General features: G+C 62.3%; 23 protein-coding genes and 1 tRNA gene. 12 read left to right on the forward strand and 12 right to left on the reverse strand.

Features of this window, described 5'->3' with window-relative positions; genetic code table 11:
* Nucleotides 1–40 precede the first annotated feature (40 nt).
* From dnaJ to B7449_RS02655, 3 genes are all read right to left on the reverse strand, one after another.
* A complete protein-coding gene (dnaJ, locus tag B7449_RS02645; RefSeq protein WP_039733375.1) occupies nt 41–1168 on the reverse strand; it encodes a molecular chaperone DnaJ in 1128 nt (375 codons plus the stop codon).
* A gap of 190 nt (nt 1169–1358) precedes the next feature.
* Nucleotides 1359–3272: a molecular chaperone DnaK gene (gene dnaK, locus B7449_RS02650; RefSeq protein WP_039733374.1), complete on the reverse strand. Its 1914-nt coding sequence runs from the start codon at nt 3270–3272 to the stop codon at nt 1359–1361.
* 186 nt (nt 3273–3458) lie between these two features.
* Nucleotides 3459–4064, reverse strand: coding sequence for a nucleotide exchange factor GrpE (locus tag B7449_RS02655; RefSeq protein WP_039733373.1), 606 nt, complete (start codon nt 4062–4064; stop codon nt 3459–3461).
* Between the two features lie 243 nt (nt 4065–4307).
* Between B7449_RS02655 and B7449_RS02660 the strand changes: the two genes are divergently transcribed.
* Nucleotides 4308–5018 (forward strand): response regulator transcription factor, encoded by a 711-nt coding sequence (locus B7449_RS02660; protein ID WP_010513638.1) that lies wholly within the window; start codon nt 4308–4310, stop codon nt 5016–5018.
* A 113-nt stretch (nt 5019–5131) separates the two neighbouring features.
* Entirely contained in the window at nt 5132–6808 is a 1677-nt protein-coding gene (locus B7449_RS02665; protein WP_235721281.1) for a stimulus-sensing domain-containing protein, read from the forward strand.
* Here B7449_RS02665 and pqqE read toward each other — a convergent pair.
* From pqqE to pqqA, 5 genes are read right to left on the reverse strand one after another with little or no spacing between them, the layout of a single operon-like run.
* The gene (gene pqqE, locus B7449_RS02670; protein WP_039733372.1) at nt 6789–7895 is read right to left on the reverse strand and encodes a pyrroloquinoline quinone biosynthesis protein PqqE; all 1107 of its coding nucleotides are present in this window, start codon (nt 7893–7895) and stop codon (nt 6789–6791) included. The two genes, B7449_RS02665 and pqqE, sit on opposite strands and share 20 nt — an antisense overlap.
* Nucleotides 7892–8173 (reverse strand): pyrroloquinoline quinone biosynthesis peptide chaperone PqqD, encoded by a 282-nt coding sequence (pqqD, locus tag B7449_RS02675; RefSeq protein ID WP_010513642.1) that lies wholly within the window; start codon nt 8171–8173, stop codon nt 7892–7894. Before pqqD ends, pqqE begins: the two co-directional genes overlap by 4 nt.
* Nucleotides 8170–8907, reverse strand: coding sequence for a pyrroloquinoline-quinone synthase PqqC (gene pqqC / locus B7449_RS02680; RefSeq protein ID WP_039733371.1), 738 nt, complete (start codon nt 8905–8907; stop codon nt 8170–8172). The genes pqqD and pqqC overlap by 4 nt, the downstream gene beginning before the upstream one ends.
* Complete coding sequence (gene pqqB, locus B7449_RS02685; RefSeq protein ID WP_039733370.1) at nt 8904–9827, reverse strand: pyrroloquinoline quinone biosynthesis protein PqqB; 924 nt, start codon at nt 9825–9827, stop codon at nt 8904–8906. The genes pqqC and pqqB overlap by 4 nt, the downstream gene beginning before the upstream one ends.
* A gap of 59 nt (nt 9828–9886) precedes the next feature.
* Nucleotides 9887–9967: a pyrroloquinoline quinone precursor peptide PqqA gene (gene pqqA / locus B7449_RS02690; protein WP_010508617.1), complete on the reverse strand. Its 81-nt coding sequence runs from the start codon at nt 9965–9967 to the stop codon at nt 9887–9889.
* A 295-nt stretch (nt 9968–10262) separates the two neighbouring features.
* Here pqqA and B7449_RS02695 point away from each other — a divergent pair, with 295 nt between their 5' ends.
* On the forward strand, nt 10263–11525 hold the full coding sequence (locus B7449_RS02695) for an AI-2E family transporter (protein WP_235721276.1): 1263 nt from the start codon (nt 10263–10265) through the stop codon (nt 11523–11525).
* A 3-nt stretch (nt 11526–11528) separates the two neighbouring features.
* Here the strand turns inward: B7449_RS02695 and B7449_RS02700 are convergent, their stop codons facing one another.
* Nucleotides 11529–12296: a Crp/Fnr family transcriptional regulator gene (locus B7449_RS02700; RefSeq protein ID WP_010513646.1), complete on the reverse strand. Its 768-nt coding sequence runs from the start codon at nt 12294–12296 to the stop codon at nt 11529–11531.
* A 230-nt stretch (nt 12297–12526) separates the two neighbouring features.
* Here B7449_RS02700 and B7449_RS02705 point away from each other — a divergent pair, with 230 nt between their 5' ends.
* The 7 genes from B7449_RS02705 (at nt 12527) to B7449_RS02735 (ending at nt 19531) form a co-directional block, all read left to right on the forward strand.
* Nucleotides 12527–12991, forward strand: coding sequence for a hypothetical protein (locus B7449_RS02705; RefSeq protein WP_039733369.1), 465 nt, complete (start codon nt 12527–12529; stop codon nt 12989–12991).
* 120 nt (nt 12992–13111) lie between these two features.
* Nucleotides 13112–13900: an OmpW/AlkL family protein gene (locus B7449_RS02710; protein WP_039733368.1), complete on the forward strand. Its 789-nt coding sequence runs from the start codon at nt 13112–13114 to the stop codon at nt 13898–13900.
* Nucleotides 13901–13904: 4 nt separating this feature from the next.
* Nucleotides 13905–15272, forward strand: coding sequence for an oxygen-independent coproporphyrinogen III oxidase (hemN, locus tag B7449_RS02715; protein WP_039733366.1), 1368 nt, complete (start codon nt 13905–13907; stop codon nt 15270–15272).
* A gap of 57 nt (nt 15273–15329) precedes the next feature.
* Nucleotides 15330–15971 (forward strand): 2OG-Fe(II) oxygenase family protein, encoded by a 642-nt coding sequence (locus B7449_RS02720; protein WP_039733365.1) that lies wholly within the window; start codon nt 15330–15332, stop codon nt 15969–15971.
* A gap of 145 nt (nt 15972–16116) precedes the next feature.
* A complete protein-coding gene (locus B7449_RS02725; protein ID WP_039733364.1) occupies nt 16117–17769 on the forward strand; it encodes an electron transfer flavoprotein-ubiquinone oxidoreductase in 1653 nt (550 codons plus the stop codon).
* Nucleotides 17770–17840: 71 nt separating this feature from the next.
* Nucleotides 17841–18590 (forward strand): electron transfer flavoprotein subunit beta/FixA family protein, encoded by a 750-nt coding sequence (locus B7449_RS02730; protein WP_039733363.1) that lies wholly within the window; start codon nt 17841–17843, stop codon nt 18588–18590.
* Between the two features lie 2 nt (nt 18591–18592).
* A complete protein-coding gene (locus tag B7449_RS02735) occupies nt 18593–19531 on the forward strand; it encodes an electron transfer flavoprotein subunit alpha/FixB family protein (protein WP_039733362.1) in 939 nt (312 codons plus the stop codon).
* Nucleotides 19532–19602: 71 nt separating this feature from the next.
* Here B7449_RS02735 and B7449_RS02740 read toward each other — a convergent pair whose 3' ends face one another.
* Entirely contained in the window at nt 19603–19806 is a 204-nt protein-coding gene (locus B7449_RS02740; protein WP_010513656.1) for a hypothetical protein, read from the reverse strand.
* A 518-nt stretch (nt 19807–20324) separates the two neighbouring features.
* Here B7449_RS02740 and B7449_RS02745 point away from each other — a divergent pair.
* A complete protein-coding gene (locus B7449_RS02745; RefSeq protein WP_039733361.1) occupies nt 20325–21758 on the forward strand; it encodes an MATE family efflux transporter in 1434 nt (477 codons plus the stop codon).
* 174 nt (nt 21759–21932) lie between these two features.
* On the opposite strand, the gene B7449_RS02750 is transcribed toward B7449_RS02745, so the two are convergent.
* Nucleotides 21933–22008: transfer RNA gene (locus B7449_RS02750), tRNA-Ala, on the reverse strand.
* Between the two features lie 97 nt (nt 22009–22105).
* Nucleotides 22106–22750: a Maf family protein gene (locus tag B7449_RS02755; protein WP_082084729.1), complete on the reverse strand. Its 645-nt coding sequence runs from the start codon at nt 22748–22750 to the stop codon at nt 22106–22108.
* A gap of 406 nt (nt 22751–23156) precedes the next feature.
* Here B7449_RS02755 and hemE point away from each other — a divergent pair, with 406 nt between their 5' ends.
* The gene (gene hemE, locus B7449_RS02760) at nt 23157–24218 is read left to right on the forward strand and encodes a uroporphyrinogen decarboxylase (protein WP_039733359.1); all 1062 of its coding nucleotides are present in this window, start codon (nt 23157–23159) and stop codon (nt 24216–24218) included.
* The last annotated feature ends 1 nt before the right edge of the window (nt 24219 follow it).

Genomic DNA, 24219 nt, shown 5'->3' on the forward strand with positions numbered 1-24219 from the left:
CAACTGCTGCCCCTGCATGTCAGTGCAGGAAAAAAGCGGCTTACAGCTTGCCTTCAAAAAAATCCTTCACCTTGCTGAAGAAACCGGTGCTTTCGGGGCTGCCCTTGGCATGGCCTGCGGCGTCCCCCTCGAATTCCTCCAGCAGTTCGCGCTGGCGCTTGGTCAGATGGCGCGGCGTTTCCACCACGACCTGGATATACATGTCCCCACGGGCGGACGACCGCAGGACCGAGAATCCCTTGCCCCGCAGGCGGAAATGTTCGCCTGTCTGGGTTCCTGCCGGGATCTTGACCTTGGTGCGCGACCCGTCCACGACCGGCACCTCGATTTCAGTGCCGAGGGCAGCCTGCGCCATGCGCACGGGCACGCGGCAGTAGATGTTGGCGCCATCACGCTGGAAGATCGCGTGCTGTTCGACCGATACATGAACATACAGGTCGCCCGCGGGCACGCCCTTGCCGCCGGATTCCCCCTCACCGGAAATGCGGATGCGGGTGCCATCTTCCACCCCGGCGGGGATCGTGACCTCAATGGTGCGGTTCTTTTCCACCGTGCCGGTGCCGTGACATTCCTTACACGGATTGCGGATCAGGCGGCCCGAGCCATGACAGGTGGGGCAGGGGCGTTCCACGAAGAAGAAGCCCTGCTGCGCACGTACCTTGCCCGCGCCATGGCACGACGGGCAGGTTTCGGGCTGTGCATCCTTGTCCGCCGACCCGGTGCCGTCACAGCTTTCGCAGGTGACGCGGGTGGGAACCGTGATCTTTTTCTTAACGCCGGCGAAGGCCTCGGCAAAGGTGATGGTCACCTGCACCTGCAGGTCGGCGCCCGAACGGCGGCCACCGCGCCGGCCGCCCATCATGTCACCGAACATCTGTTCGAAGATGTCGCCCAGCCCCCCGCCACCGAAATCAAAGCCGCCAGCACCGGGGCCACCGCCCTCGAACGCCGCATGGCCGAACCGGTCATAGGCCGCGCGCTTCTGGTCGTCCTTCAGCACGTCGTAGGCTTCGTTGATTTCCTTGAACCTGTTTTCCGCTTCCGCATCCCCCGGGTTCCGGTCGGGATGGTACTTCATGGCCAGCTTGCGATACGCCCGCTTGATCTCGTCACCATTGGCATCGCGAGAAACTTCAAGGACTGCGTAATAATCTATCTTGGTGGCCATGTGGGTCCTCTAGCAAACGCGACCGCCCGACATCCTTGCGGCACGATCCTCGCGTTCCAGAATAGTGTTGTTGTGCAGAATATGAAAAGCGCCCGTCTTCACAGAAGCACGGGCGCCACCCTGGTGGAAAGGTCGGGCGGACCCGAAGGTCCGCCCTCCATTCCGGAGCCTGTATGACGCCTTGCGGCGATCAGGACTTCTTGGAGTCGTCCACGTCTTCGAAGTCGGCGTCGACAACCTTTTCGTCCTTCGGTGCGCCACCGGGGGCAGCGCCCGCGGCACCGGCGGCACCTTCGGCCTGGCCTGCCTTGTAGACCGCTTCGCCAACCTTCATGGCAACCTGCGTCAGGCGATCGGTCGCCGTCTTCAGGGCTTCGGCGTCGGTGCCTTCAAGTGCCTTGCGCACATCGGCAATCGCTGCTTCCGCTTCGGTCTTGTCGGCCGCCGGAACCTTGTCGCCTGCTTCCGCCAGCGACTTCTCGACCTGATGGGTCAGACCTTCGGCCTGGTTACGGGCCTCGACCTGTTCCTTTTTCACCTTGTCGGCTGCGGCATTGGCTTCGGCGTCCTTCACCATCTTTTCGATGTCGGATTCGGACAGACCACCAGATGCCTGGATCTTGATCTGCTGTTCCTTGCCGGTCGCCTTGTCCTTGGCCGAGACGGACACGATGCCGTTGGCGTCAATGTCGAACGTCACCTCGATCTGCGGCACGCCACGCGGTGCGGGGGCGATACCGGTCAGGTCGAATGTGCCCAGCAGCTTGTTGTCAGCCGCCATTTCACGCTCGCCCTGATAGACCTTGATGGTCACGGCGTTCTGGTTGTCTTCCGCGGTCGAGAAGGTCTGGCTCTTCTTCGTCGGGATCGTCGTGTTGCGGTCGATCAGGCGGGTGAACACGCCACCCAGCGTTTCGATACCCAGCGACAGCGGCGTCACGTCGAGCAGCAGCACGTCCTTGACATCACCCTGCAGCACGGCGCCCTGAACAGCCGCGCCAATGGCGACCACTTCATCGGGGTTCACGTTGCGTGCGGGTTCCTTGCCGAAGAACTCCTTAACGGCCTCGATCACCTTCGGCATACGGGTCATGCCGCCGACGAGGATGACTTCGTCAATCTCACCAGCCGAAACCGACGCGTCCTTCATGGCGGCGCGGCAGGGTTCCAGCGTGCGCTGGATCAGGTCATCCACCAGGCTTTCCAGCTTCGCACGGGTCAGCTTGACCACGAGGTGCTTCGGACCGGAGGCATCCGCCGTGATGAACGGCAGGTTGATCTCGGTTTCCTTGGCGGAAGACAGCTCGATCTTCGCCTTTTCGGCTGCTTCCTTCAGGCGCTGCAGGGCCAGCTTGTCCTGACGCAGGTCGATGCCCTGCTCACGCTTGAACTCGTCAGCCAGGAAGCCGATGATGCGGGCGTCGAAATCTTCACCGCCGAGGAAGGTGTCACCGTTGGTGGACTTCACCTCGATCACGCCGTCGGAGATTTCAAGGATGGACACGTCGAACGTGCCGCCGCCAAGGTCATAGACAGCAACCGTGCCGCCGTTCTTCTTCTGCAGGCCATAGGCAAGCGCTGCGGCAGTCGGTTCGTTGATGATACGCAGGACTTCCAGACCGGCGATCCGGCCGGCGTCCTTGGTGGCCTGACGCTGTGCATCGTTGAAGTACGCGGGGACCGTGATGACGGCCTGCGTGACCTTCTCGCCCAGATAGGCCTCGGCGGTTTCCTTCATCTTGCCCAGGATGAAGGCGGAAATCTGCGCGGGTGCGTATTTCTTGCCCTGTGCCTCGACCCATGCGTCGCCGTTGTCACCCTTCACGATGGCGTAGGGGACCAGCTCCTTGTCCTTCGCCACGGTGGGGTCGTCGTAACGACGGCCGATCAGGCGCTTGACCGCATACAGGGTGTTGGACGGGTTTGTGACGGCCTGACGCTTTGCCGCCTGACCGACCAGCATTTCACCGCTGTCGGTAAAGGCCACCATGGACGGGGTGGTGCGTGCGCCTTCGCTGTTCTCGATAACCCGCGTCTCGTCGCCTTCGCGCACGGCAACGCAGGAATTGGTCGTACCAAGGTCGATACCGATAACCTTGCTCATTCAGATACTCTCCTTTTCAGCGGCCTGCCCGGACCCGAAGCATCGGGGCGGACCCTTTCTTCCATATCGTGCCGGTGATGGGGCGGACTGTCTGTTCCACATCCGCCCATGGCACCGGTGTTACCATCCGATGTAGGCAGCCCCCGCGCAGCTTTCAAGGGTCTGAAGACATGCGCGGAAACGATTTCACCCTGCCTGCGCCGGCCCCTTTGACACGACAACCATTGCCGGCTTGAGCAGCCGCCCGTGCAGCGTCCATGCGGGGGTCCAGGCCTCCATCACGGTGCCCTGCGCGTGTTCGTCGCTATGCTGTTCGGCCATGGCCTGGTGGAGGTTGGCGTCAAAGGGCTTGCCCTTTGCGTCGTCCGCCTTGATGCCATTGCGTTCCAGAATACCCACGAACGACCGTTCGGTGCTTTCGATCCCTTCGCGCATGCGGGTCAGGATGCTGTCCTCGCCTTCGGTCGGCTGGGGCAGGCTGGCCAGCGCGCGCTTGAGGTTTTCGGCCGCTTCGACCACGTCCTTGGCGAATTTCTGCACGGCGTACTGCCGGGCGTCTTCCACCTCGCGCTTGGCGCGGTTGCGCACGTTCTGGGTTTCGGCTTCCGCACGGACCCATTTGTCACGCAGGGTCGCGACCTCGGCCTCCAGTTCGGCTATGCGCGGATCGACCGCGGCCTGCCCGGCCTGAGCTTCCGGCGCCTGACCGGAATGTTCGGCCGTCGCGGGGTTGGGTGTGCCGTCGCCGGTTGCGGCATCGGCAAAGGGGGTGGGGTCTGTGTTCTCGCTCATGCTCTTACAAGTAGGTAACGGCTGGCCAATGGACAAGGCATTGCGTTCCCGGCAGGCATGCCGTTTTTGCGCAACTTGTGCCGATTCCATGGAACAGCCGGAACGTCATGGACGTTCCAGTGAAGCAGGATACCCGCATCCCCTCATGACATGCGGGTGAATATGACGCTATGCTACATACGTGCGCCGGACAAGGACCGGCGCCCATGCCCGCATCGGCAGAGGAGCGAAAAGAGACCCCCCATGGAGCCAACGAAACAGACGATCGTGCTGGTTGACGATGACAGGAACATCCTGACCTCCGTGCAGATGACGCTGGAGGCGGAGGGATTCATTGTCCGCACCTATACCGATGGCGAAAGTGCGCTGCATGGTCTGTCATCACGGCCGGCGGATCTGGCGGTGCTGGACATCAAGATGCCGCGCATGGATGGTATGGAACTGCTGCAGCGCCTGCGCGCGCGGTCGCAGCTGCCGATCATTTTCCTGTCTTCCAAGGATGAAGAGGTCGACCAGCTGATGGGCCTGCGGCTGGGGGCGGATGACTACATCACCAAGCCCTTTTCCCAGCGCCTGCTGCTGGAACGCATCCGCGCGCTGCTGCGCCGCAACGAGGTCAGCCGCAGCGAGGCGGCAGGCGTAAGCCCCACCGGCACCATGGTGCGGGGCGGGCTGTCGCTGGATGAAACGCGGCACCAGTGCTTGTGGCATGGCCGCGATATCCAGCTTACGGTCACCGAATTCCTGCTGGTCAAGGCGCTTGCCGCACGCCCCGGCCTGGTCAAGTCACGTGACCAGCTGATTGACGCGGCGTATGGCGAGAACATCTATGTCGATGACCGTACGATCGACAGCCACATCAAGCGCGTGCGCAAGAAGTTTCGCCAGGTCGATGAGGAATTCAACCAGATCGAGACCCTGTACGGGATCGGCTACCGTTACAAGGAAGAATGACCCAGCCGGTGCCGCGTCCCGTTCTTTCCCTGCCTCCGGCTGTCCTCACTCCCCTGCGCCGCCTGATCCCGCGTCGGTGGAGCGGGGAGGGCAGGAACGCGGTCGCGGAATTCATGGAATACCGCACCCGGCTGGTCTCGCCGCTCATGCGGCGCATCCTGCTGGTCAATACACTGCCGCTGGGGCTGCTGGCGCTGACGCTGCTGTATCTGACGCAGTTCCAGAACAGCCTGCTGGAAGCCGAGGTTTCGGCCCTGCGTGAACAGGCCCGCATCTATGCCGGCGCGCTGGGACAGAGTGCCGTCATCGTCTCGCGCCATGACGTGACGCTGGAACCCAATCTTGCCCGCCCGCTGCTGCTGCGCCTGACCGAACCAAGCCCCAGCGCACATGCCCGCCTGTTCGCCCCCGACGGGCAGATCGTGGCGGACAGCCGCGTGGAACAGGCCGGGCGCCACGGCAATGCCGACAGTCCCCCAGCGCCACCCGCTGCGGAAGAAGACGAGCATTCCCCGCTGTATCCCCCGTCGGTCAACATGGGCGAACGGCTGTACAACTGGCTTCTGGCGCAGCTGCCCACCCTGTCGGGTGAGCGGATCATGACGCTGGACACGCCCGATTCCGATCCTTCCATCCAGCCCGTGACCCAGCCAAATGGCACGCGGGTCATGGAAATCCCGCCCTATATCCGCCGTAACGCCAACCACCAGCTTATGGTTACGGTGGCCGAACCCGTCATGCATGACGGGCGGACGACGGTGGGCATCATCCAGCTTACGCGCGAAGCGCGTGACGTGGACCGTTCGCTGTTTGCCGTGCGGTCATCCATCCTGTCGCTGTTCCTCATGGCGCTGGCGCTGACCATCCTGCTGTCGTGGTACCTGTCACTGACCATCGCGCGTCCGCTGCTGCGGCTGGCGGCGTCCGCCCATACCATGCGCGAATCCTCCAGCCGCACGGACGTGGTGCCCGAACGCCTGCTGGCGCGACGCGATGAAATCGGCGAAGTCGCCCGCGCGCTTCAGGACAGCGCCAGCGCGCTATGGGCCCGCATGGACGCCATCGAACGGTTTGCCGCCGATGTCAGCCATGAAATCAAGAACCCGCTCTCCTCCATCCGCTCGGCCATCGAAAGCCTGCTGCGCATCGACGATCCCGTACGCCAGCAGCGGCTGCTGTCGATCATTAATGATGACGTGCGGCGACTCGACCGCCTGATTACCGACATTGCCGATGCCAGCCGCGTGGATGCCGAACTGTCGCGCGCGCGCGCGGAACCGGTGGCCATCGTGCCGCTGCTGTCGGTGCTGGTGGAAATACACCAGACGACCCGCCAGCCGGGACAGCCCTATATGGCGGTGGCCAGCAGTGGCGACAGTCCCGAACGGCGGCTGACCGTCCTTGCGGTGGAAGACAGGCTGGTGCAGGTGCTGCGCAACCTGATCGGCAATGCGATTTCCTTTTCCCCGCCCGATGGCAAGATCCTGCTGAGCGCGGTGCCGGCAGGCGGCATGGTTGAGATCGCGGTCAGTGATGAAGGACCGGGCATTCCGCAGGCCAAGCTGGACAATATTTTCGACCGTTTTTATTCGGAACGCCCCAGCAGCGAGAATTTCGGGCAGCATTCAGGCCTTGGCCTGTCCATCAGCAAGCAGATCATCGAAGCCCTGCGCGGCACCATAAGTGCCGAAAACCGCATCGATGCCGATGGCCATGTTCAGGGCGCGCGCTTCGTGATCTGCCTGCCGCGGGTGGATGTGAAGCCGGAGGTCAGCCGACCTCATCCGTAGCGCGGGCATACCGGCGGTAGCGGAATGGCGGCGGTTCGGCAGGCAGGGTTTCCAGCACCCGGACAACACGGTCATGATCGGGTGCCCGGCTGCACACCGGATCGGTCGCACGCGCGTCCCCTGCCAGGGCCAGAGCCTGACAGCGGCAGCCCCCCCAGTCCTTTTCCCGCTGGTCACAGCTGCGACACGGCTGGGGCATCCAGTCCGTACCCCGGAACATGGTGAACAGCGGGGAGGCGCGCCAGATATGCGCCAGCGTGTCATGCCGCACATCGGGAAAGGCGACATTGGGGATCGTCTCGGCCGCATGGCAGGGCAGTACCCGCCCGGATGGGGAAATATTGATGAACCGACGCCCCCAGCCCCCCATGCAGGGTTTGGGACGGTCGGCATAATAATCGGGCGTGACGTAATCTATGGTCAGGCGGCCTGCATATTTCTGACGCGCCGCCTCCACTGCCTGCGTGGTCTGTTCAAGCTGTGCCGCCGTGGGCATGAGGGCTGCGCGATTGGCCAGCCCCCAGCCATAATACTGCGTATGCGCGATCTCGACCCGGCGCGCGCCCATTTCCACAGCCGCATCAAGCATCTGCGGCACGCGGTCGGCATTTTCGCGGTAGATGACGAAATTCAGCGTCAGTGGCATGCCATCCGCCGCAATCAGACGTGCGGCTTCCAGCTTGCGCGCCTGCGCGCCCTTCATGCCGCCCACATGTTCGGCATTGGCGGTATCAATATCCTGAAAGGACAGCTGGACATGATCCAGCCCGGCATCCACCAGAACGGGAAAGGTCTTCTCGTTCAGCAGCACGCCGGAGGTAATGAGGTTGGTATACAGCCCCAGCCCCACCGCATGGCGGATCAGGTCGGGCAGGTCGGGGCGGCTCATCGGTTCCCCGCCGGAGAAATGGACCTGCAGCACGCCCATTTCCGCGGCCTGGTCCAGCACGCTGATCCAGTCCTGCGTGGACAGTTCGTTGCGGCGCGGTTCCAGCGCCAGCGGGTTGGAACAGTACGGGCACTGCAACGGACAGCGATGCGTCAGTTCCGCCAGAAGGCTCATGGGGGAAAGAATGGTTTCTGTCATGCCACCAGCACCTGCCGTGTCATAAGGTCACTGACCATGACATGGACATCGCGGCCGATCACATCAACCGGGGCCGCGAAACGGTTGGCCAGGTCCGCCACGATCTGGCCCAGCGTGCGCGTGCCATCAACCAGTTTCAGCACCTCGGCCGCGATGGGATCGGGGATGAAGGCGCGTTCGGGGGCCTGGATGATCCACCGTTCACGCACGCGGTCATGCTGTAGCCGGACCCCGCGCGCGAAACGGATGACGCTGTCGTCCGTAAGACCTGTGGTCATGTCGCATCCGGACGGAACGCGCCGGGGGGAATGCGCGCAGGATTGACGTAGGCGTATTCCAGTTCATCCAGCATGGCCCACAACACACCACACTTGAATTTCAGCGCGCCCAGCACCGCCTGCTGCTGTTCGGGCGTGCGGGCATGTTCCCTGACATATCCCAGCGCGAAGTCGGAATCACGCGGGGCCTGCGTCAGGCGCGGCTGGAAGTAGGCCAGCGTTTCGGGCGTGATGAAATCATAATGCCGCAGCATGCCTGCGACCCGCTCACTGATAATGGTGGGCGAGAACAGTTCGGTCAGCGACGAGGCGATGGCTTCGAGAATGGACCGGTCGCGCACGAACGCCACATAGGCATCCACCGCGAACCGCGTGGCGGGCAGCAGCCCTTCGAGCGATTCGACATAGCCGCGGTCCAGCCCCAGCCCGTCGGTCAGCTTCAGCCAGCGTGCCACGCCACCCGTGCCCGGCGCATCGCCATCATGGTCCACCAGCCGCCTGCGCCATTCACGCCGCAGTTCCGCCGTGGGCAGGCGGGCAAGCAGCGTTGCGTCCTTGGCCGGGATGCTGGCCTGGTAATAATAGCGGTTCAGCGCCCATGCCTGTACCTGACCGCGCTTCAGCCGCCCGTCATGCAACGCACGGTGGAAGGGGTGCAGGTTGTGATAGCGTTCCGCCCCGATGGCGCGCAGTGCGGCTTCCAGTTCATCGGGGGAAAGCAGGGGTGCGCTCATGCCGTAATCCTCATCCCGTCGTGGGAGACTTCCCACCCTGCGGCCTCGACGGCGGCGCGTTCGGGCGAATCCGCCAGAAGGACAGGGTTGGAATTGTTGATATGTATGAAAATCCTGCGTTTGATGCCCAGGTCACGCAGGGCTGCAATGGTGCCGTCCATGCCATCAATGGACATATGGCCCATGCGGCGGCCGGTTTTTTCACCCAGTCCCGCACGGACCATCTCGTCATCTACCCATAGCGTGCCATCAAAGAACACGGCATCCGCCCCACGCAGGCGCACGCGCAGGTTGTCGGTCATGCGCGCGCAGCCGGGCACGAAACAGACACGATGCCGCCCGTCGGATATTTCCAGCCCGACCGTTTCGCCATTTTCACAGATTGCCGCCGGGTCCGGCCCGGACTCGGCATAAAGCGGGACTTTGCCCGGTACCGCGAACGGCACGATGGTCAGCCCGGCAGGCATGCCGTCACCCAGCTTCAGCGCCAGTGGCTGATCGAGTCCCATGGGCGTGCGGGTCACGACCGCGCGGTTCAGGGCTTCAAAAATGGGATTGGCGTCCAGCATGGACAGCACTTCGGGTGTTGCCAGCAGGGTAAAGGGCTGGCGTTCGCGCAGGGTCAGCAGGCCGGTGATTGTATCCACCTCGCCGCCCGTCAGGATGACACCAGCGATGGGCGTGGACCGCAGGCCTTCGCTGGGGTGCAGGGCCGGGGTCTGGTTTATCTGGGTTCGCAGGTCGGGGGAGGCATTGACCACGAACCAGTTCTTTCCATCCCCACTTATGGCGATGGAAGCCTGTGTGCGGGGCAGGGCTGCCGGATCGCCGGCCCTGGCCCGCCTGCAACCGGGAGCGTTGGAATTCCATTGTGGAAATCCGCCACCCGCCGCCGCGCCGAGAACGATAATGTCGATCATGGACGCAGACTGTAAAAGAAAATCGCCGCCTGTGCGAGACAGGCGGCGATGTTTCCATCTTACTTCTTTTCGCCACAGACGTAGCTGTTGATCTCGGCGCCCAGGGGGACTTCAACGATCTTGGGGGTATTCCAGGCCATGGGACTCTCCATTGATTGCAGTTCCAGAAGGCGGCAGGCCTTCGTCTATGGGTATTTGACCCCTGTCCAATCCTGCTTTCAAGTACCGTCTCCCGCCATATGGGGCCCAAAAATTCACGTTAGCGTGTACGCACCGCCGCCCCCTGCAATGGTTGCGTAGCGGGAATGTGCCAAAAACCTTGGTCCTGCCCCCCATATGCCGCCATAAGGAACGGATTGGTACGATACGAATTCAGCGGGCACAGGAAACGCCACAGCCGTTGGGGCCACGCCAGCACCACCTCAGGACCTGATCATGCCGCCCGAGACAGAGCCATCCCCTCAACAACCATCTTATGAACAGGTGCAGCAGCAGCGCGCCATCGAGGTCATGCGCCACAGCCGCATCGACACGCGCACCGCCTGCCTTCTTCTGCTAAGCGTGCTGGCGGTTTTCTATACCCTGTATTTCGCGTCCGCCATCATCCTGCCCATGATCCTGGCGCTGGTGGTGAACCTGCTGCTGTCCACGCCGCTGCGCTTCCTGCACACACGGCTGCGCCTGCCCAAGCCGCTGGCGGCCCTGTGCCTGATCCTGTGCGTGTTCGGCATTGTCGGCGCGGTGGGCACCGCGATTTCCGTTCCCGCCACCGGCTGGCTGGAACGCGCGCCCGAGGCGATCAATACGCTGCAGGAACGCCTTGCCTTCCTGCGCGGTCCGTTCCAGCTCCTGACCAGCGCATCCGACCGTATCCATAATTTCATGACCATCGCGGGCGGGCATGTGGACCACCCGGCCGCCGTAACCGATACGGCCGATGGGCATGTCATCGTGGTTTCAACCCCCAGCACGGGCGGGCTGGACCGGTTCAGTTCGTCCATCCTGCTGGGCACGCAGGCCTTCATGGGCCAGTTCTTCACCATGATCCTGATGCTGTTCTTCCTGCTGGCGCAGGGGGACAGCCTGCTGCGCCGCTTTGTGGAGATCATGCCGACCTTCGCCGACAAACGGCGCACGGTGCAGATCGCCTACCAGATCGAACGGAACGTTTCACAGTATCTGGCCACCATCACCATCATCAACAGCCTTGTCGGGCTGGTGAACATGGCGCAGTGCTGGCTGCTGGGCATGCCCAACCCGCTGCTGTGGGGGGTGATGGCGTTCCTGCTGAACTACATCCCCATTATCGGGCCGATGATGGGGATCATCATCTATTTCCTTGTGGGACTGTTCGTTTACCCATCCGCATGGCAGGCGCTGCTGCCACCTGCCATCTACCTGTGCATCCACCTGACGGAAGGGGAGACGATCACCCCCATGGTGCTGGCGCGGCGGTTCACGCTCAACCCGGTGCTGGTCATGGCGTCACTGATGTTCTGGGACTGGCTGTGGGGTATTTTCGGGGCGTTCCTGTCGGTGCCTCTGCTGGCGGTGTTCAAGATCATCTGCGATCATGTCGAGATCCTGACCCCGATCGGTCATATCGTGGGGGGGCCTGCACGTACCACCCCGCCCAAACCGCTGTTTACGGATGCACCCGACCAGCCTGATGACAGGCAGGCAGGACAGGATGACTAGGTATCAGGTATTGCCGGCCGCCAGCACGTCAAGCTTTGCCGCCGATACGATGGTGATGGCATAGCCCTTGCCCACCTCGATCATGCCCTGGCTGCGCATCCAGCTGAGCGTGCGGCTGACGGTTTCGATGGTCAGGCCAAGGTAATCGGCAATATCACCACGTGTCATGGGCAGGTGCAGGCGGCCGCCATTACTTTCGTGACCGGGCAGCTGGCTTGCATGCATCTGGTCCAGCAGGAAGCTGGCCACGCGTTCGCGCGCGGTCTTGCGCCCGAGCAGCAGCATCTGGTTCTGGGCTGCGACAAGTTCGTTGGACGCTTCTTCCAGCAGGCGACGTTCCAGCTTGGGAAAATCATCCAGCAGGTCAGCCATCTTGTCGCGTGAAAAACGGCAGACCCGTACCGTATCGACCGCTTCCGCGCCAAAGGCGTAATTGTCCGACACCGCAAGCCCGAGGAAATGCCCGGGCGAGGCGAACCCCGTGATCTGCCGCCGCCCATCAGGCAATGCCTTGAACAGCTTCACCGTGCCGGACGTAACGTTGAAAAAGTCGGTGGCCGGCGCGCCTTCCTCGATAAAACCGCGCCCGGGGGGGATAATGGTTTCCACCGCCGCGTCCGACAGGCGGGAAATGTCATCCGGCCCGATCACGCTGCACACGCTGGTGGGGCGGACGCTGCATGTCGTGCAGAAATCCGTCTGCACGCCGGACGACCCGATGACGATACGCCGAGGCCTCGATTCAAACTGACACGAAGGCATATCCGACATAAATTATTCCTAATCACTTTCAGGCGCCTGCGTTCCGGCGCCGAAGTAACCGGACATGCCTGGCTCCCTAGAAATACACTAAATGCATTTGCCAAGATGCTGGAGAGTATGGCCGATGGATTGATGTAAATCAATGCGTTCCGCCGTGAAATATCAGGTAAACAGGCATGTAACCAATAAAAACCTCCAACCCGAGGAAAATCCGACGCGTGCAGGCCGTCCCCCCGCCTATGGTCCGACGACTGGACCCTGCAGATGTCCCGTTGCTCTATCCGTTGATCAGGATCGCCCTGCCGCATATCTCCATGCGGGACTGGATACGCATCGGTCGCAGGCTGGCCCGGTCCGGTCCCCGCGTGCGGGAAGGGATTCTGGTCGCCCATTACGGCATTGCCCGTCCCCCCTGCGCCATGGCCACCTTCCGCCGGGGGTTCGACCTGTATTCGGGTGATACGCTGACATCGGATTACATCATCACCCTGTCCTATACCCAGCGGCAGAAGATCGTGGATGCGCTGATCCCGGCCATGGAAACACTGGCACGCGAACTGGGATGCGATGCAATACGCACGTTTTCCTATAGTAACCAGGCGATAAATCAGGACAGTCCGGTCCGGAAACTGTGTTCCACAAGCCACATTACCGAAAGAACAGTCAGGCTGGACCGTAATAAGGAAATAGTTCACCTGTCCTGATTGATTCACATCAAAGCCGAATGCTAGGTGGGCGTGATTTCTGCACCTGACAAATCAAATTGAACATTCTTAACGATCCCGTCTGCATGCCAGCCGGAATGAAACTAGGGTCTGCTCACGATGAAGAACATTCGTAAACTCGCCATGTCGGCTGCACTGGGCGCCACGGCACTGGCACCTGTCGCGGTCCATGCGCAGACGACAGCACCCTCCACCTATGTCAACGCACCGCTGGCAAAGCCCGTGGCCGTGGCGCAGCCGCGTAACGGCCACTGCGGTATCTTCCAGACCTGCGCGACCACCAAGATCGGCCTGGGCAAGGGTGACTTCATGATCCGCCTGTCCGCCGTTGGCGTGCTGCCGGAAGATCGTGACAGCCGCGTCTGGGCCAACGGTGCGCCGCTGGCTGGCACCCGGATCAAGACCACCAACCAGGTCATGCCTGAACTGACGTTCGAATACTTCCTGACCGACAACATCTCGCTGGACCTGATCGCGACCAGCACCCGTCATGAAGTGGCGGCCGAAGGTGGCGCCGTGGGTGGCAAGCTTGATGTGGGCAGCGCATGGGTGCTGCCGCCGACGGTGACCGTCGCGTGGCATTTCCGTCCGCACAAGCGCCTGAACCCGTATGTAGGTGTTGGTGGCACGTTCATGTGGTTCCACAACATGAATGCCGCGAACAACGGCCTGACCAGCAAGCTGAACTCCGGCTTCACGGGTGGCCCGTCCATCAACGCCGGTGTGGATTACCAGCTGGTTGGCAACTGGTTCTTCAACTTCGACGTGAAGCAGATGTTCGTGCGCATGCACGCATGGGCTGAAAACTCCAACGAAAGCGTGCATGTCACGGCCCACGACTCGCTGGACCCGACCGTCGTTTCCGCTGGTATCGCCTACCGGTTCTAATGGCATGAACGCGGCGGACAGTTCCCTGCTTTCCCGCTATGGGGGCAACCTGCCGCGTTACACCAGCTACCCCACCGCGGCGCAGTTCAGTGACGCGGTGGGACCGGACGACAGCCGTGCGTGGCTGTCCTCCCTCCCGGCGGACCAGCCGGTTTCCCTTTATTTGCATGTTCCTTTCTGTGACACGCTATGCCGGTTCTGCGGGTGCAATACCGCCGTTCTGCGCAATGTGGATGCGCGGGCCGCCTATGCCGCCCTGCTGCATGAGGAACTGCGCCGCATCATCACCCTGATCGGCCCCGGCCGCCGGGTCACGCACCTGCAATGGGGCGGCGGCACGCCCACGACCCTGCCGGGCAGTGCGATGCGCCGTATCATGCAGGCCATCCGCCGGGATTTCGACATTGCCCCGGACGCTGAAATCAGCATCGAGGTCGATCCCCGGCATCTTCCCCCCGACTATCCGGCCCTTCTGCATGAACTCGGGTTCAACCGCGCCAGCATGGGCGTGCAGGACCTTGACGCGGACGTGCAGGATGCATGTGGCCGGATCCAGAGCTGGGAACAGACCAGCGACTGCCTGAACGCCCTGCGCACTGCCGGGGTGAACTCCATCAACATCGACCTGATCTATGGCCTGCCACGGCAGGATACGGCAGGCGTGGCGCGCACGGCCCGCGCGGTGGCCAGCCTGCGCCCGGACCGGCTGGCGGTATTCGGTTACGCGCATGTGCCATGGAAACAGAAGCGCCAGAACCTGATGCCGGTGGGCGACCTGCCTGGTCCACAGGCGCGCATTGCCCAGCGCGCGGCGATTGACGCGACCCTGCGGAGCGAAGGCTTCCTGCCGGTGGGCCTGGATCATTACGTCAGCCCGCACGACAGCATGGCCCGTGCCATGGCCACTGGCACGCTGCACCGTAATTTCCAGGGCTATACCACCGATACGGCACCAGCCCTGATCGGCGTGGGAGCATCGGCCATTTCCTCGCTTCCCGGCGGCATGACGCAGAATGCCGTCTCGTCCGCCGCCTATGCCCGGCTTATGGGAAACAGCGCCGACAGCCTGCCTGTCGTGCGCGGCGTCAGGCTGGATGCGGATGATCATGTGCGCGCCGCGATCATAGAACAGGTCATGTGCGACCTGCAGGTCGATCTGGCGAGGATCTGCGCGCGGTATCACCTGCCTGTCCGCCATTTTGACCCCGAACTGTCCCATCTGGCCCTCATGGTGGCAGATGGGCTGGTCCGCATCACCGGCCGCCAGATACAGGTCACGGAAAAGGGGCGCCAGTTCGTGCGCCATGTCGCCGCCGCCTTCGACCGGTACCTGACAGCCGACAGCACCACCCGCCACGCCAGCGCCCTGTAACCCACAGGCCGCCGCCCCCGACGGCAGCGCAGGCCCGGAGCAGCAGAACCCTTTCCCATGGAAACGAATTGCGTCATCGCGGCCCTTGCCGCCACGCCGGCTACGCCGTGGCCCTTTGCACACTGGCAGCTTTATGACGTGCTGCCCGCGCCGGTGGCCGCGGCACTGGTGACATGGACGCCAGATGCCCGTTTTATCGGCGGCGACAGTGGCGGCCAGCGGGCGGGACGCAACGGGAAACGACTGTTCATCACGCCGGCGCAACGCGCGGCAAACACGGCGCTGGACCATCTGGCGACCCTGTTTGACACGGCGCAGACCCGCGCCGCCTTTTCGGACAGATGCGACGCCCATCTTGAAAACGCGGCCCTGCGCCTTGAACTATGCCTTGATACGGATGGTTTCTGGCTGGAACCCCATACCGATATCGGGGCCAAGCGACTGACGCTTGTGGTCTCACTGTCCATGGGCGCGCAGGCGGCGCAGTGGGGCACCGACCTCATGACCGCATCGGGCGTGGCCGTGGCGCGGGCTTCGGGCGTGTTCAATTCGGGGCTGCTGTTCATACCATCCGCCCGGTCATGGCACGGCTTCGTCCCGCGCCCGATGTCGGGCATCCGCAGGACACTGATCGTCAACTATGTCGGCCCGGAATGGCGGGCAACGGAAGAACTGGCCCGCGGGACGGCAGCACCCTGAACGCCCCCCATTGCACGGGCCGAAGGAACGGAATGCGCAACAAGCCTTTATTCGCGCACCAAACGGTTCTAGGAAGCACTGCTATATAGTGTAATCCCATTCATCCCATGTCACCCCGGTCATGACGCAAGAGGACAACAGAGGTATGAGCGAGACCCCGCGCGAGACTATGGAATTCGATGTCGTTATTGTTGGCGGCGGCCCATCGGGGCTGGCGGCGGCGATCCGGCTGCGGCAGGTCGCCCCCGAGGCGAGCGTCTGCCTGATTGAGAAAGGCAGCGAGATTGGCGCCCATATCCTGTCCGGCGCCGTGATCGAACCCCGTGCGCTTGCGGAACTCCTGCCGCACTGGCGTGAGGAAGGGGCCCCGCTGAACACACCCGTGACAGAGGAGCAGATGCTCTATCTGACACGGAACGGCAGCCTTGAAATCCCGTTCCTTGACCGCGTGATGCCGCACATGAACAACCACGGCAACCATATCGTGAGCCTGGGCGATTTCTGCCGCTGGCTTGCGGGCCGGGCGGAAGAACTGGGGGTCGAGATCTATCCCGGTTTCGCAGGCGCGGAAGTGCTGGTGGATGACAGCGGCCGGGTGACTGGTGTCGCCACCGGGGACATGGGCATCGGTCGCGATGGCAAGCCGGGCGACAATTACGCGCCGGGCATGGAACTGCGCGCGAAATACACGCTGTTTGCGGAAGGCTGCCGCGGGTCGCTGACCAAGCAGGTCACGGCAATGTACAACCTGCGCAAGGGCGTGGACCCGCAGACCTACGGGCTGGGTATCAAGGAACTGTGGGAAATCCCCAGGGAAATGCATCGCCCCGGACTGGTGCAGCACAGCTTTGGCTGGCCGCTGGATGACCGGACCTATGGCGGGGCGTGGATGTACCATTTTGGCGACAACCTGGTGTCCTACGGGTTTGTCACCGGACTGGACTATCCCAACACGTGGCTGTCCCCGTTTGATGAAATGCAGCGCGTGAAGCTGCATCCGGCCTTCCGCCCGTATTTCGAGGGCGGACGCCGCATCGCCTATGGCGCGCGCGCGCTGTCCGAAGGGGGAATCCAGTCCATTCCGCGCCTGACCTTCCCCGGCGGGGCGCTGATTGGCGATACGGCGGGCTTCCTGAACGTGCCCAAGATCAAGGGTACCCACACGGCCATGAAGTCGGGCATGCTGGCGGCGGAAGCACTGGCGGAAGCACTGGCGGAAGCACTGGCGACGGACCGGGTGGAACCGGGGTCCTATACCCGCCGCATCCGGGATTCCTGGCTGTGGACGGAACTGCGTTCGGTGCGCAACATCCGTCCCGCCTTCGCCAGATTCGGCATGAAGGGCGGCGCGCTGTATTCGGGCATCGACGCCATGCTGCTGCGTGGCCGCGCGCCATGGACGCTGCATACGCGGCACAGCGACAATGAAGTGCTGGAACCGGCCTCGATTTCGGAAAAGATCAGCTACCCCAAGCCGGATGGCAAGATCACGTTCGATCGCCTGTCCTCGGTCTTCCTGTCCAATACCAATCATGAAGAAGACCAGCCGGTTCACCTGAAGGTCCGCAACATGTCGCTGTGGAAGACGGTGAACTGGGATGTGTTCCGCTCCCCCGAAAGCCGGTACTGCCCGGCGGCCGTCTATGAAGTGGCGGATGAAGGCACGGACCCGCACCTGCAGATCAACGCGCAGAACTGCGTCCACTGCAAGACATGCGACATCAAGGACCCCGCCCAGAACATTGACTGGGTCACGCCGGAGGGGGCGGGCGGCCCGAACTATCCCGGCGGGATGTAATCATATGGCGGGTACGGTATGTATCTGCCACACCGATTGCCCTTATCCGAAGACAGACAGGCAAATATGCAATGAAGGTTCTTGTACCCGTTAAGCGCGTGATTGATTACAACATCAAACCGCGAGTGAAAGCCGATGGTTCCGGTGTTGAAACTGCCGGCGTCAAGATGTCCATGAATCCGTTTGATGAAATCGCGGTCGAGGAAGCCGTGCGCCTGAAGGAAAAAGGCGTCGTGAGCGAAATCGTCGCGGTTTCGATCGGCGAGCCCAAGGCGCAGGACACACTGCGTACGGCCATGGCCATGGGGGCCGACCGCTCCATCCTGGTGGAAACCGATGTGGTGACCGAACCGCTTTCGGTGGCCAAGGTGCTCAAGGCACTGGTGGAAAAGGAAAAGCCCGACCTGATCATCCTTGGCAAGCAGGCCATTGACGATGACATGAACGCCACCGGGCAGATGCTGGCGGGCCTGCTGGGCCGCCCGCAGGCGACCTTTGCCTCCAGGGTGGAGGTCGCCGATGGCGCGGTAACTGTCACGCGCGAGATTGATGGCGGATCCCAGACCGTGAAGCTGGCGCTGCCAGCCATCATTACCGCGGACCTGCGCCTGAACGAGCCGCGCTACGCTTCGCTGCCCAACATCATGAAGGCACGCAAGAAGCCGATGGAAAAGATCACGCCTGCCGACCTGGGCGTGGACATGACGCCGCGGCTGAGCGTGGTCTCGGTTGCCGAACCGCCCGAACGCAAGGCGGGGATCAAGCTCGACTCGGCAGCGGAACTGGTGTCGCGTCTGCGTAACGAAGCAAAGGTGATCTGATCATGACCGTACTCGTTTATCTGGATCATGAAGGCGGGGCGATCCGCCAGGCCTCGCGTTCCGCCATTGCGGCAGCCAGTCAGCTGGGCGATGTCGATGTGCTGGTCACCGGGCCAGACGCGGCGGACGCCGCAAAATCCGCCGCCGCCATTCCGGGCGTGAAAAAGGTGCTGCAGGTCACCGACACCACCGGCAGCAGCGAACTGGCCGAACCGGTTGCCGCCCTGCTGGCGGATCTGGCGTCGGGTTACAGCCACATCCTGGCGGCGTCATCCGCCACGGCCAAGAACGTCCTGCCGCGCACGGCCGCGCTGCTGGATGTGCAGCCGATCCCCGATATCGTCGCCATCAATGATGCCGATACCTTTGTCCGCCCCATCTATGCCGGCAGCGCGCTGGCGACGGTAAAGTCGGCGGATGCGAAAAAGATCATCACGGTCCGCGCATCTTCCTTCGATCCGGTGGCAAGCGAAGGCGGCAATGCGGTGATCGAGGACGTGGCCCTGCCCGCAGGCCCGGGTGGTTCCACCTTCGTCGCCACCGAACTGTCGAAGTCCGAACGGCCGGAACTGGAATCCGCCCGCGTTGTGGTTTCGGGCGGCAATGGCATGCTGAATGAAGAAAACTTCAAGCTGCTGGAACCTCTGGCCGACCGTCTGGGTGCTGCCATCGGCGCCTCGCGCGCAGCGGTGGACAAGGGCTTCGTGTCCAACGAATACCAAGTGGGCCAGACCGGCAAGATCGTGGCGCCGGAACTGTATATCGCCATGGGGATTTCGGGGCAGATCCAGCATCTGGCCGGAATGAAGGACAGCAAGGTGATCGTTGCAGTCAACAAGGACCCCGAAGCGCCGATCTTCCAGGTCGCGGATTACGGGATCGTGGGCGACCTGTTCACCATCCTGCCGCAGCTTGAAGCGGAACTGGACAAGGCAGGCTGACGCCTGACTGCTTCATACGCATGAGATTAAGGGGCGCGGAGGGAGACTTCCGCGCCCTTTTCCATGCATGCCTATTCATTTTCCAGCACGGCATGGGCGCGGGCGACCACGGTGTCGTATTCCTGCTGTGTCAGGTCACCGCGATGCAGCATTTCGCTAGCCCGCGCCAGCGCGTCGCGCGCGTGGGTCGCATCCGGTATCGGATAACGCCGCCCCGGCAGGGCAAAGGCTGAATCCGGCAGGGCATTGCGTTCGGCCGCAGTCAGTCTGGACATTGGTATTCCTCCCTCGACGGAATGGCTTCCACCAGCGTGGAAACCTGCCCCACAGTAGAGAAAGCCAATCGGGACAAGATACGTAAAAGACGGATGGCACCCCATTATTTTATGCCATACGCAAAAAAACAGGGTCCCTCATTACGAGGGACCCTGCCAGGGGGATGCGAACACTGGAGGCGCTGCACCCATTCCGGTATTTTTTCCGGATATTCTTTGTATTTATGGAAGCCTGATCGCTTCGTGTGATTCTGTATGGCATGCTTATTTTAACAGGTCAACATAAATATAAATAAAAATGAAATTTTACTTTTTTTGCACTGCACAATTCATCTATTTATTTTGCACCGCACAATGGGCTGACAATATATACGGCATGCACCCGTATTTTTTTGGACCAGTCGAAAAGACTGGCTGCATATGGGCCTTGTGCCCGGTTTCATTGCCCCGCATCATGCACGCCACGAGCGCGGCAGCTCCGGCCTGACCATATGAACGCCAGCAGACAGGACACCCGAATGGGGGGACATACCGTAACCCGATCAAAAGCCACCTTCTGCACGGGACATATCGTTCGCCACGTTGTGGTCATGGCCGGGACCGGCGCCATCGGGCTCATGGCGGTCTTCATTGTCGACCTGCTGAACCTTTTCTACATCTCATGGCTGGGTGATCCCGCGCTGACTGCCGCAATCGGGTTTTCCGGCGTAATCAGCTATGTGCAGATTGCCGTGTCCATCGGCCTGTCCATCGGCATCGGGGCCATTACCGGCCGACTGATTGGCGCAGGCAAGACGGAGCAGGCGCAACGTGTCGCGTCTTCCTTCGGCATGTTCATGATGGGCGCGTGTCTGGTAATCGGCCTGTTCACGGCATGGCTGGCCACACCGCTGCTTGCACTGCTGGGGGCGAAGGGGGAAGCCGCGCGACAGGCAACCCTTTTCCTGGAAATCGTCTCACCCGGGCTGCCGCTGATCGCGGCGGGAATGGGGTGCTCGGGCCTGTTGCGCGCCATTGGGGCGGCGCGCATTTCCATGAACGTGACCCTGATGGGGGCCATGATCTCGGCCATTGCCGATCCGCTGCTGATCGTGGTGATGGGGCTGGGGCTGAAGGGGGCGGCGATCAGCACCATCCTTTCGCGTCTGGCCGTAGCACTTGTGGGTTTTCGCTGCGCACGCCGGCACGGGCTGCTGGCGCTGCCAGTGCGCACCCATATCATGGCGGATACCCGTCTGGTGGGGCAGGTGGCGATGCCTGCCATCCTGACCAATCTGGCGACCCCGGTGGGCGGCGTGTTCGTCACCCATGCCATGGCCAGCTTCGGGCTGGCGGCCATTGCGGGGCAGGCGACCATCGACCGGATCGTACCGGTGGCGTTCGCATTCGTCTTTGCCCTGACGGGATCGGTGGGGCCGATCATGTCGCAGAACCTGGGGGCGGGAAAGCTGGACCGGGTGCGCGACACGCTGGTGGCCTCCCTGTGGCTGGTTGCGGGCTGTGTGGCCATCACCTGGGCCATTCTGTTCCTGGCGCAGGACATTGTGGTGCGGGTGTTTTCGGCGCAGGGCACGGCGGCCATGCTGATCCACCTGTTCTGTAACTGGACAATTGCCGGTTATGTTTTTATCGGCATGCTGTTCGTGGCCAATTCCGCCTTCAACAATCTGGGCTTCCCGCTGTATTCGACCCTGTTCAACTGGGGGCGGGCGACACTGGGCACCATTCCGTTCGTATGGTTTGGCATGCAGTTCGGTCCTGCCGGCGTACAGGTGGGGCAGGTGCTGGGGTGCGTGCTGTTCGGGTCCTGCGCGGTCATGACCGCCTTTGGCGTGGTCCGCAGGCTGCATCCGGGCGACAGGGCGACAGAACCGGCCATGCCGGATCTTCCCCCCGCACAGACGGGCGAGGCAGGGCTGATCGAACTCGACGAACTCGATCATTCCACCTGAGCCGAAGATTGGCAGATTCTGGAAACGTTTTTGAAATCGCAAGCGGAGGTCGGACAGTATATGTCCACAATCCGATAGATATGGCACGCTGAACAGGCAGATACGTGCCTGTTCTCACTGAAACAGCCAGACTACTCTATTCTGTTTTTCCGAGGGGGTACCAGATAAGGAATCTGGTGGAGCCAAGGGGAGTCGAACCCCTGACCTCCTGAATGCCATTCAGGCGCTCTCCCAACTGAGCTATGGCCCCACTGTCCTGACTGACTGGCCGTTTGGATGGCCTGCCGTGGTCCGGTTCGCGGGGTATAACCGTAAGCCCTGGGCAATGCAACCCCCCACAATCCAATTTATTGCAAGATGATATGCTGTGCCCGAAATGCCTGCAGCACCGCCAGCAGGGGCAGGCCCATAATGGCGGAATGTTCCCCTTCCATCCGGGAAAACAGGTGAATGCCCATGCCCTCCAGCCGGTAGCACCCGACACAGGACAGAATCGCATCGCCTTCGATCGCCAGGTACCGCTCGAGAAAGGAGTCGCTGAACGCACGCATGTGCAGCACGGGACAGGCGACATGCCGCCATATCTCGATCCCGTCACGCAGCATCACCACCGCCGTATGCAGGACATGCGGCCTGCCGCGCAGCATGCGTAACTGCTGGCGGGCCCTGTCCATGCTTTCCGGCTTGTCAAACCATGCCCCATCACATGACAGCATCTGGTCCGCCCCGATCACGATCGCGCCGCTGTCCGCACTGACGGCGCGGGCCTTGGCGCGGGCCAGTTCAAGGGCCGTCTGCCCCGGCGCCATGCCGCGGGCACGGGCGTGCTCGCGAATGGCATGTTCATCGACATCCGCCGATCTGTAATCCGCCCGCACTCCCGCCGATTCCAGCAGCCTCCGCCGTGCGCTGGAGCGACTGGCGAGTACTATCGCGGACGACTCCGCCTGTAATGGCGGGGGCTTTAGTACTAAATTCGAGTCGTCTGGCATTGCCCTCTCCGTACTGCCGAAGTGAAACATGAATTTCAGCACGTTCGAGTACTGGGGTACATGGGGACAGTACTCCAAACAATTCTGTGCCGTACCGAGTACCGTGGACAACGGGTACACCTCCGTTCGCGGTGGGTTGTACACAGGCTTGTGTCGGTACATTCTGGATAACTGCCCACAGGCACGGGAATCCTTGGAGTCGGAAACTGTACACTCTGTGGGAAAAGTGGGGTACATTTTCGGAAACGTGGGTACCCCGTCATCCACAGCACTTAAAGCACATCAAAAATTTTCTTTCTCTTTTCTTTTATTGTTTTGAAAGAGGCGCGCGCGTCGTACCTGCCCGCTATCCGTCACGGCGAAAGTACGAGATAGTCCGGCCACAACGAAACAGAACGACGGATCGATGACTGAAACACGCAAACCCCTGCTCGCCACCCTGTTGGGAGAGGCAACATGGCCACCTCCGGTATGGCTGATGCGGCAGGCGGGCCGGTTTCTGCCAGAATTCCGGGCATTGCGTGAAAAAGCGGATTTCATAACCCGCTGCATGACCCCGGATATGGCGGTGGACCTCACGCTGCAGCCCATCCGGCGCTTTGGCATGGATGGGGCGATCCTGTTTTCCGATATCCTCATCCTGCCATGGGCAATGGGACAGTCGCTGGAATTCGTGCCCGGCAGGGGACCGGTCCTGGGTGCGGTCCGTTCACAGGCCGACCTGGACCGGCTGGACCCCACGCGGGTGGAACAGGCGACCCGCCCGGTCATGGAAACGCTGGGACGGCTGCGCAAGGCTGTTGACGGGCCGGAAGCGATCGGTCCGGCCAGACCGGGACAGGTCACGCTGATCGGCTTTGCCGGCGCGCCGTTCACGGTGGCGTGCTACATGGTGGAAGGCCATGGATCGCGTGAGTTCGAGGAAACGCGCAGGCTGGCCTATACCGATCCCGCATTCTTTGACCGGCTGATCGACCTGCTGACCACCGCCACGGCGGATATGCTGTGCAACCAGATCACGGCCGGGGCGGAAGCGGTCATGCTGTTCGACAGCTGGTCGGGCCTGCTGCCGCCGTCACAGTTCCGCAAGCATGTCATTGAACCCGCGCGCCGGATTACCGAAATCATCAACGCCCGCCACCCCGGCGTGCCGGTTATCGGCTTCCCGCGTCTGGCCGGGCTTATGGCGATTGAATACGGGCATGTGACCGGCGTGAACGCGATGGCGCTGGATACCGGGGCTGACATGAAGGCCGTGGCGGAAAAAGTGCCCGACACGCTGGTGCTGCAGGGCAACCTTGACCCGATCCGCGTGCTGGCGGGTGGCGAAGGCATGCGTGCCGAAGCCCGCGCCATCCGTGATGCGATGAAGGGACGCCCCCATGTCTTCAATCTTGGCCATGGGGTCATTCCGACCACGCCCCCCGAACATGTGGGCGACCTGATCAAGACCATACGGGATGTATGAA

This window comes from Komagataeibacter intermedius TF2, assembly GCF_000964425.1.
GTDB classification, from domain to species: Bacteria; Pseudomonadota; Alphaproteobacteria; order Acetobacterales; family Acetobacteraceae; genus Komagataeibacter; species Komagataeibacter intermedius.

Excerpts from the sequence above, each read along its gene's own strand:
- dnaJ (WP_039733375.1), bottom strand. The coding sequence starts at position 1,168 with ATGGCCACCAAGATAGATTATTACGCAGTCCTTGAAGTTTCTCGCGAT.
- B7449_RS02745 (WP_039733361.1), top strand. The coding sequence starts at position 20,325 with ATGGGGGGACATACCGTAACCCGATCAAAAGCCACCTTCTGCACGGGA.
- B7449_RS02710 (WP_039733368.1), top strand. The coding sequence starts at position 13,112 with ATGAAGAACATTCGTAAACTCGCCATGTCGGCTGCACTGGGCGCCACG.
- pqqC (WP_039733371.1), bottom strand. The coding sequence starts at position 8,907 with ATGAGCGCACCCCTGCTTTCCCCCGATGAACTGGAAGCCGCACTGCGC.
- B7449_RS02720 (WP_039733365.1), top strand. The coding sequence starts at position 15,330 with ATGGAAACGAATTGCGTCATCGCGGCCCTTGCCGCCACGCCGGCTACG.
- B7449_RS02700 (WP_010513646.1), bottom strand. The coding sequence starts at position 12,296 with ATGTCGGATATGCCTTCGTGTCAGTTTGAATCGAGGCCTCGGCGTATC.
- pqqD (WP_010513642.1), bottom strand. The coding sequence starts at position 8,173 with ATGACCACAGGTCTTACGGACGACAGCGTCATCCGTTTCGCGCGCGGG.
- hemN (WP_039733366.1), top strand. The coding sequence starts at position 13,905 with ATGAACGCGGCGGACAGTTCCCTGCTTTCCCGCTATGGGGGCAACCTG.
- hemE (WP_039733359.1), top strand. The coding sequence starts at position 23,157 with ATGACTGAAACACGCAAACCCCTGCTCGCCACCCTGTTGGGAGAGGCA.
- B7449_RS02725 (WP_039733364.1), top strand. The coding sequence starts at position 16,117 with ATGAGCGAGACCCCGCGCGAGACTATGGAATTCGATGTCGTTATTGTT.
- pqqA (WP_010508617.1), bottom strand. The coding sequence starts at position 9,967 with ATGGCCTGGAATACCCCCAAGATCGTTGAAGTCCCCCTGGGCGCCGAG.
- B7449_RS02665 (WP_235721281.1), top strand. The coding sequence starts at position 5,132 with ATGGAATACCGCACCCGGCTGGTCTCGCCGCTCATGCGGCGCATCCTG.
- dnaK (WP_039733374.1), bottom strand. The coding sequence starts at position 3,272 with ATGAGCAAGGTTATCGGTATCGACCTTGGTACGACCAATTCCTGCGTT.
- B7449_RS02735 (WP_039733362.1), top strand. The coding sequence starts at position 18,593 with ATGACCGTACTCGTTTATCTGGATCATGAAGGCGGGGCGATCCGCCAG.
- B7449_RS02660 (WP_010513638.1), top strand. The coding sequence starts at position 4,308 with ATGGAGCCAACGAAACAGACGATCGTGCTGGTTGACGATGACAGGAAC.
- B7449_RS02705 (WP_039733369.1), top strand. The coding sequence starts at position 12,527 with ATGGTCCGACGACTGGACCCTGCAGATGTCCCGTTGCTCTATCCGTTG.
- B7449_RS02695 (WP_235721276.1), top strand. The coding sequence starts at position 10,263 with ATGCCGCCCGAGACAGAGCCATCCCCTCAACAACCATCTTATGAACAG.
- pqqB (WP_039733370.1), bottom strand. The coding sequence starts at position 9,827 with ATGATCGACATTATCGTTCTCGGCGCGGCGGCGGGTGGCGGATTTCCA.
- B7449_RS02740 (WP_010513656.1), bottom strand. The coding sequence starts at position 19,806 with ATGTCCAGACTGACTGCGGCCGAACGCAATGCCCTGCCGGATTCAGCC.
- B7449_RS02755 (WP_082084729.1), bottom strand. The coding sequence starts at position 22,750 with ATGCCAGACGACTCGAATTTAGTACTAAAGCCCCCGCCATTACAGGCG.
- pqqE (WP_039733372.1), bottom strand. The coding sequence starts at position 7,895 with ATGACAGAAACCATTCTTTCCCCCATGAGCCTTCTGGCGGAACTGACG.
- B7449_RS02730 (WP_039733363.1), top strand. The coding sequence starts at position 17,841 with ATGAAGGTTCTTGTACCCGTTAAGCGCGTGATTGATTACAACATCAAA.
- B7449_RS02655 (WP_039733373.1), bottom strand. The coding sequence starts at position 4,064 with ATGAGCGAGAACACAGACCCCACCCCCTTTGCCGATGCCGCAACCGGC.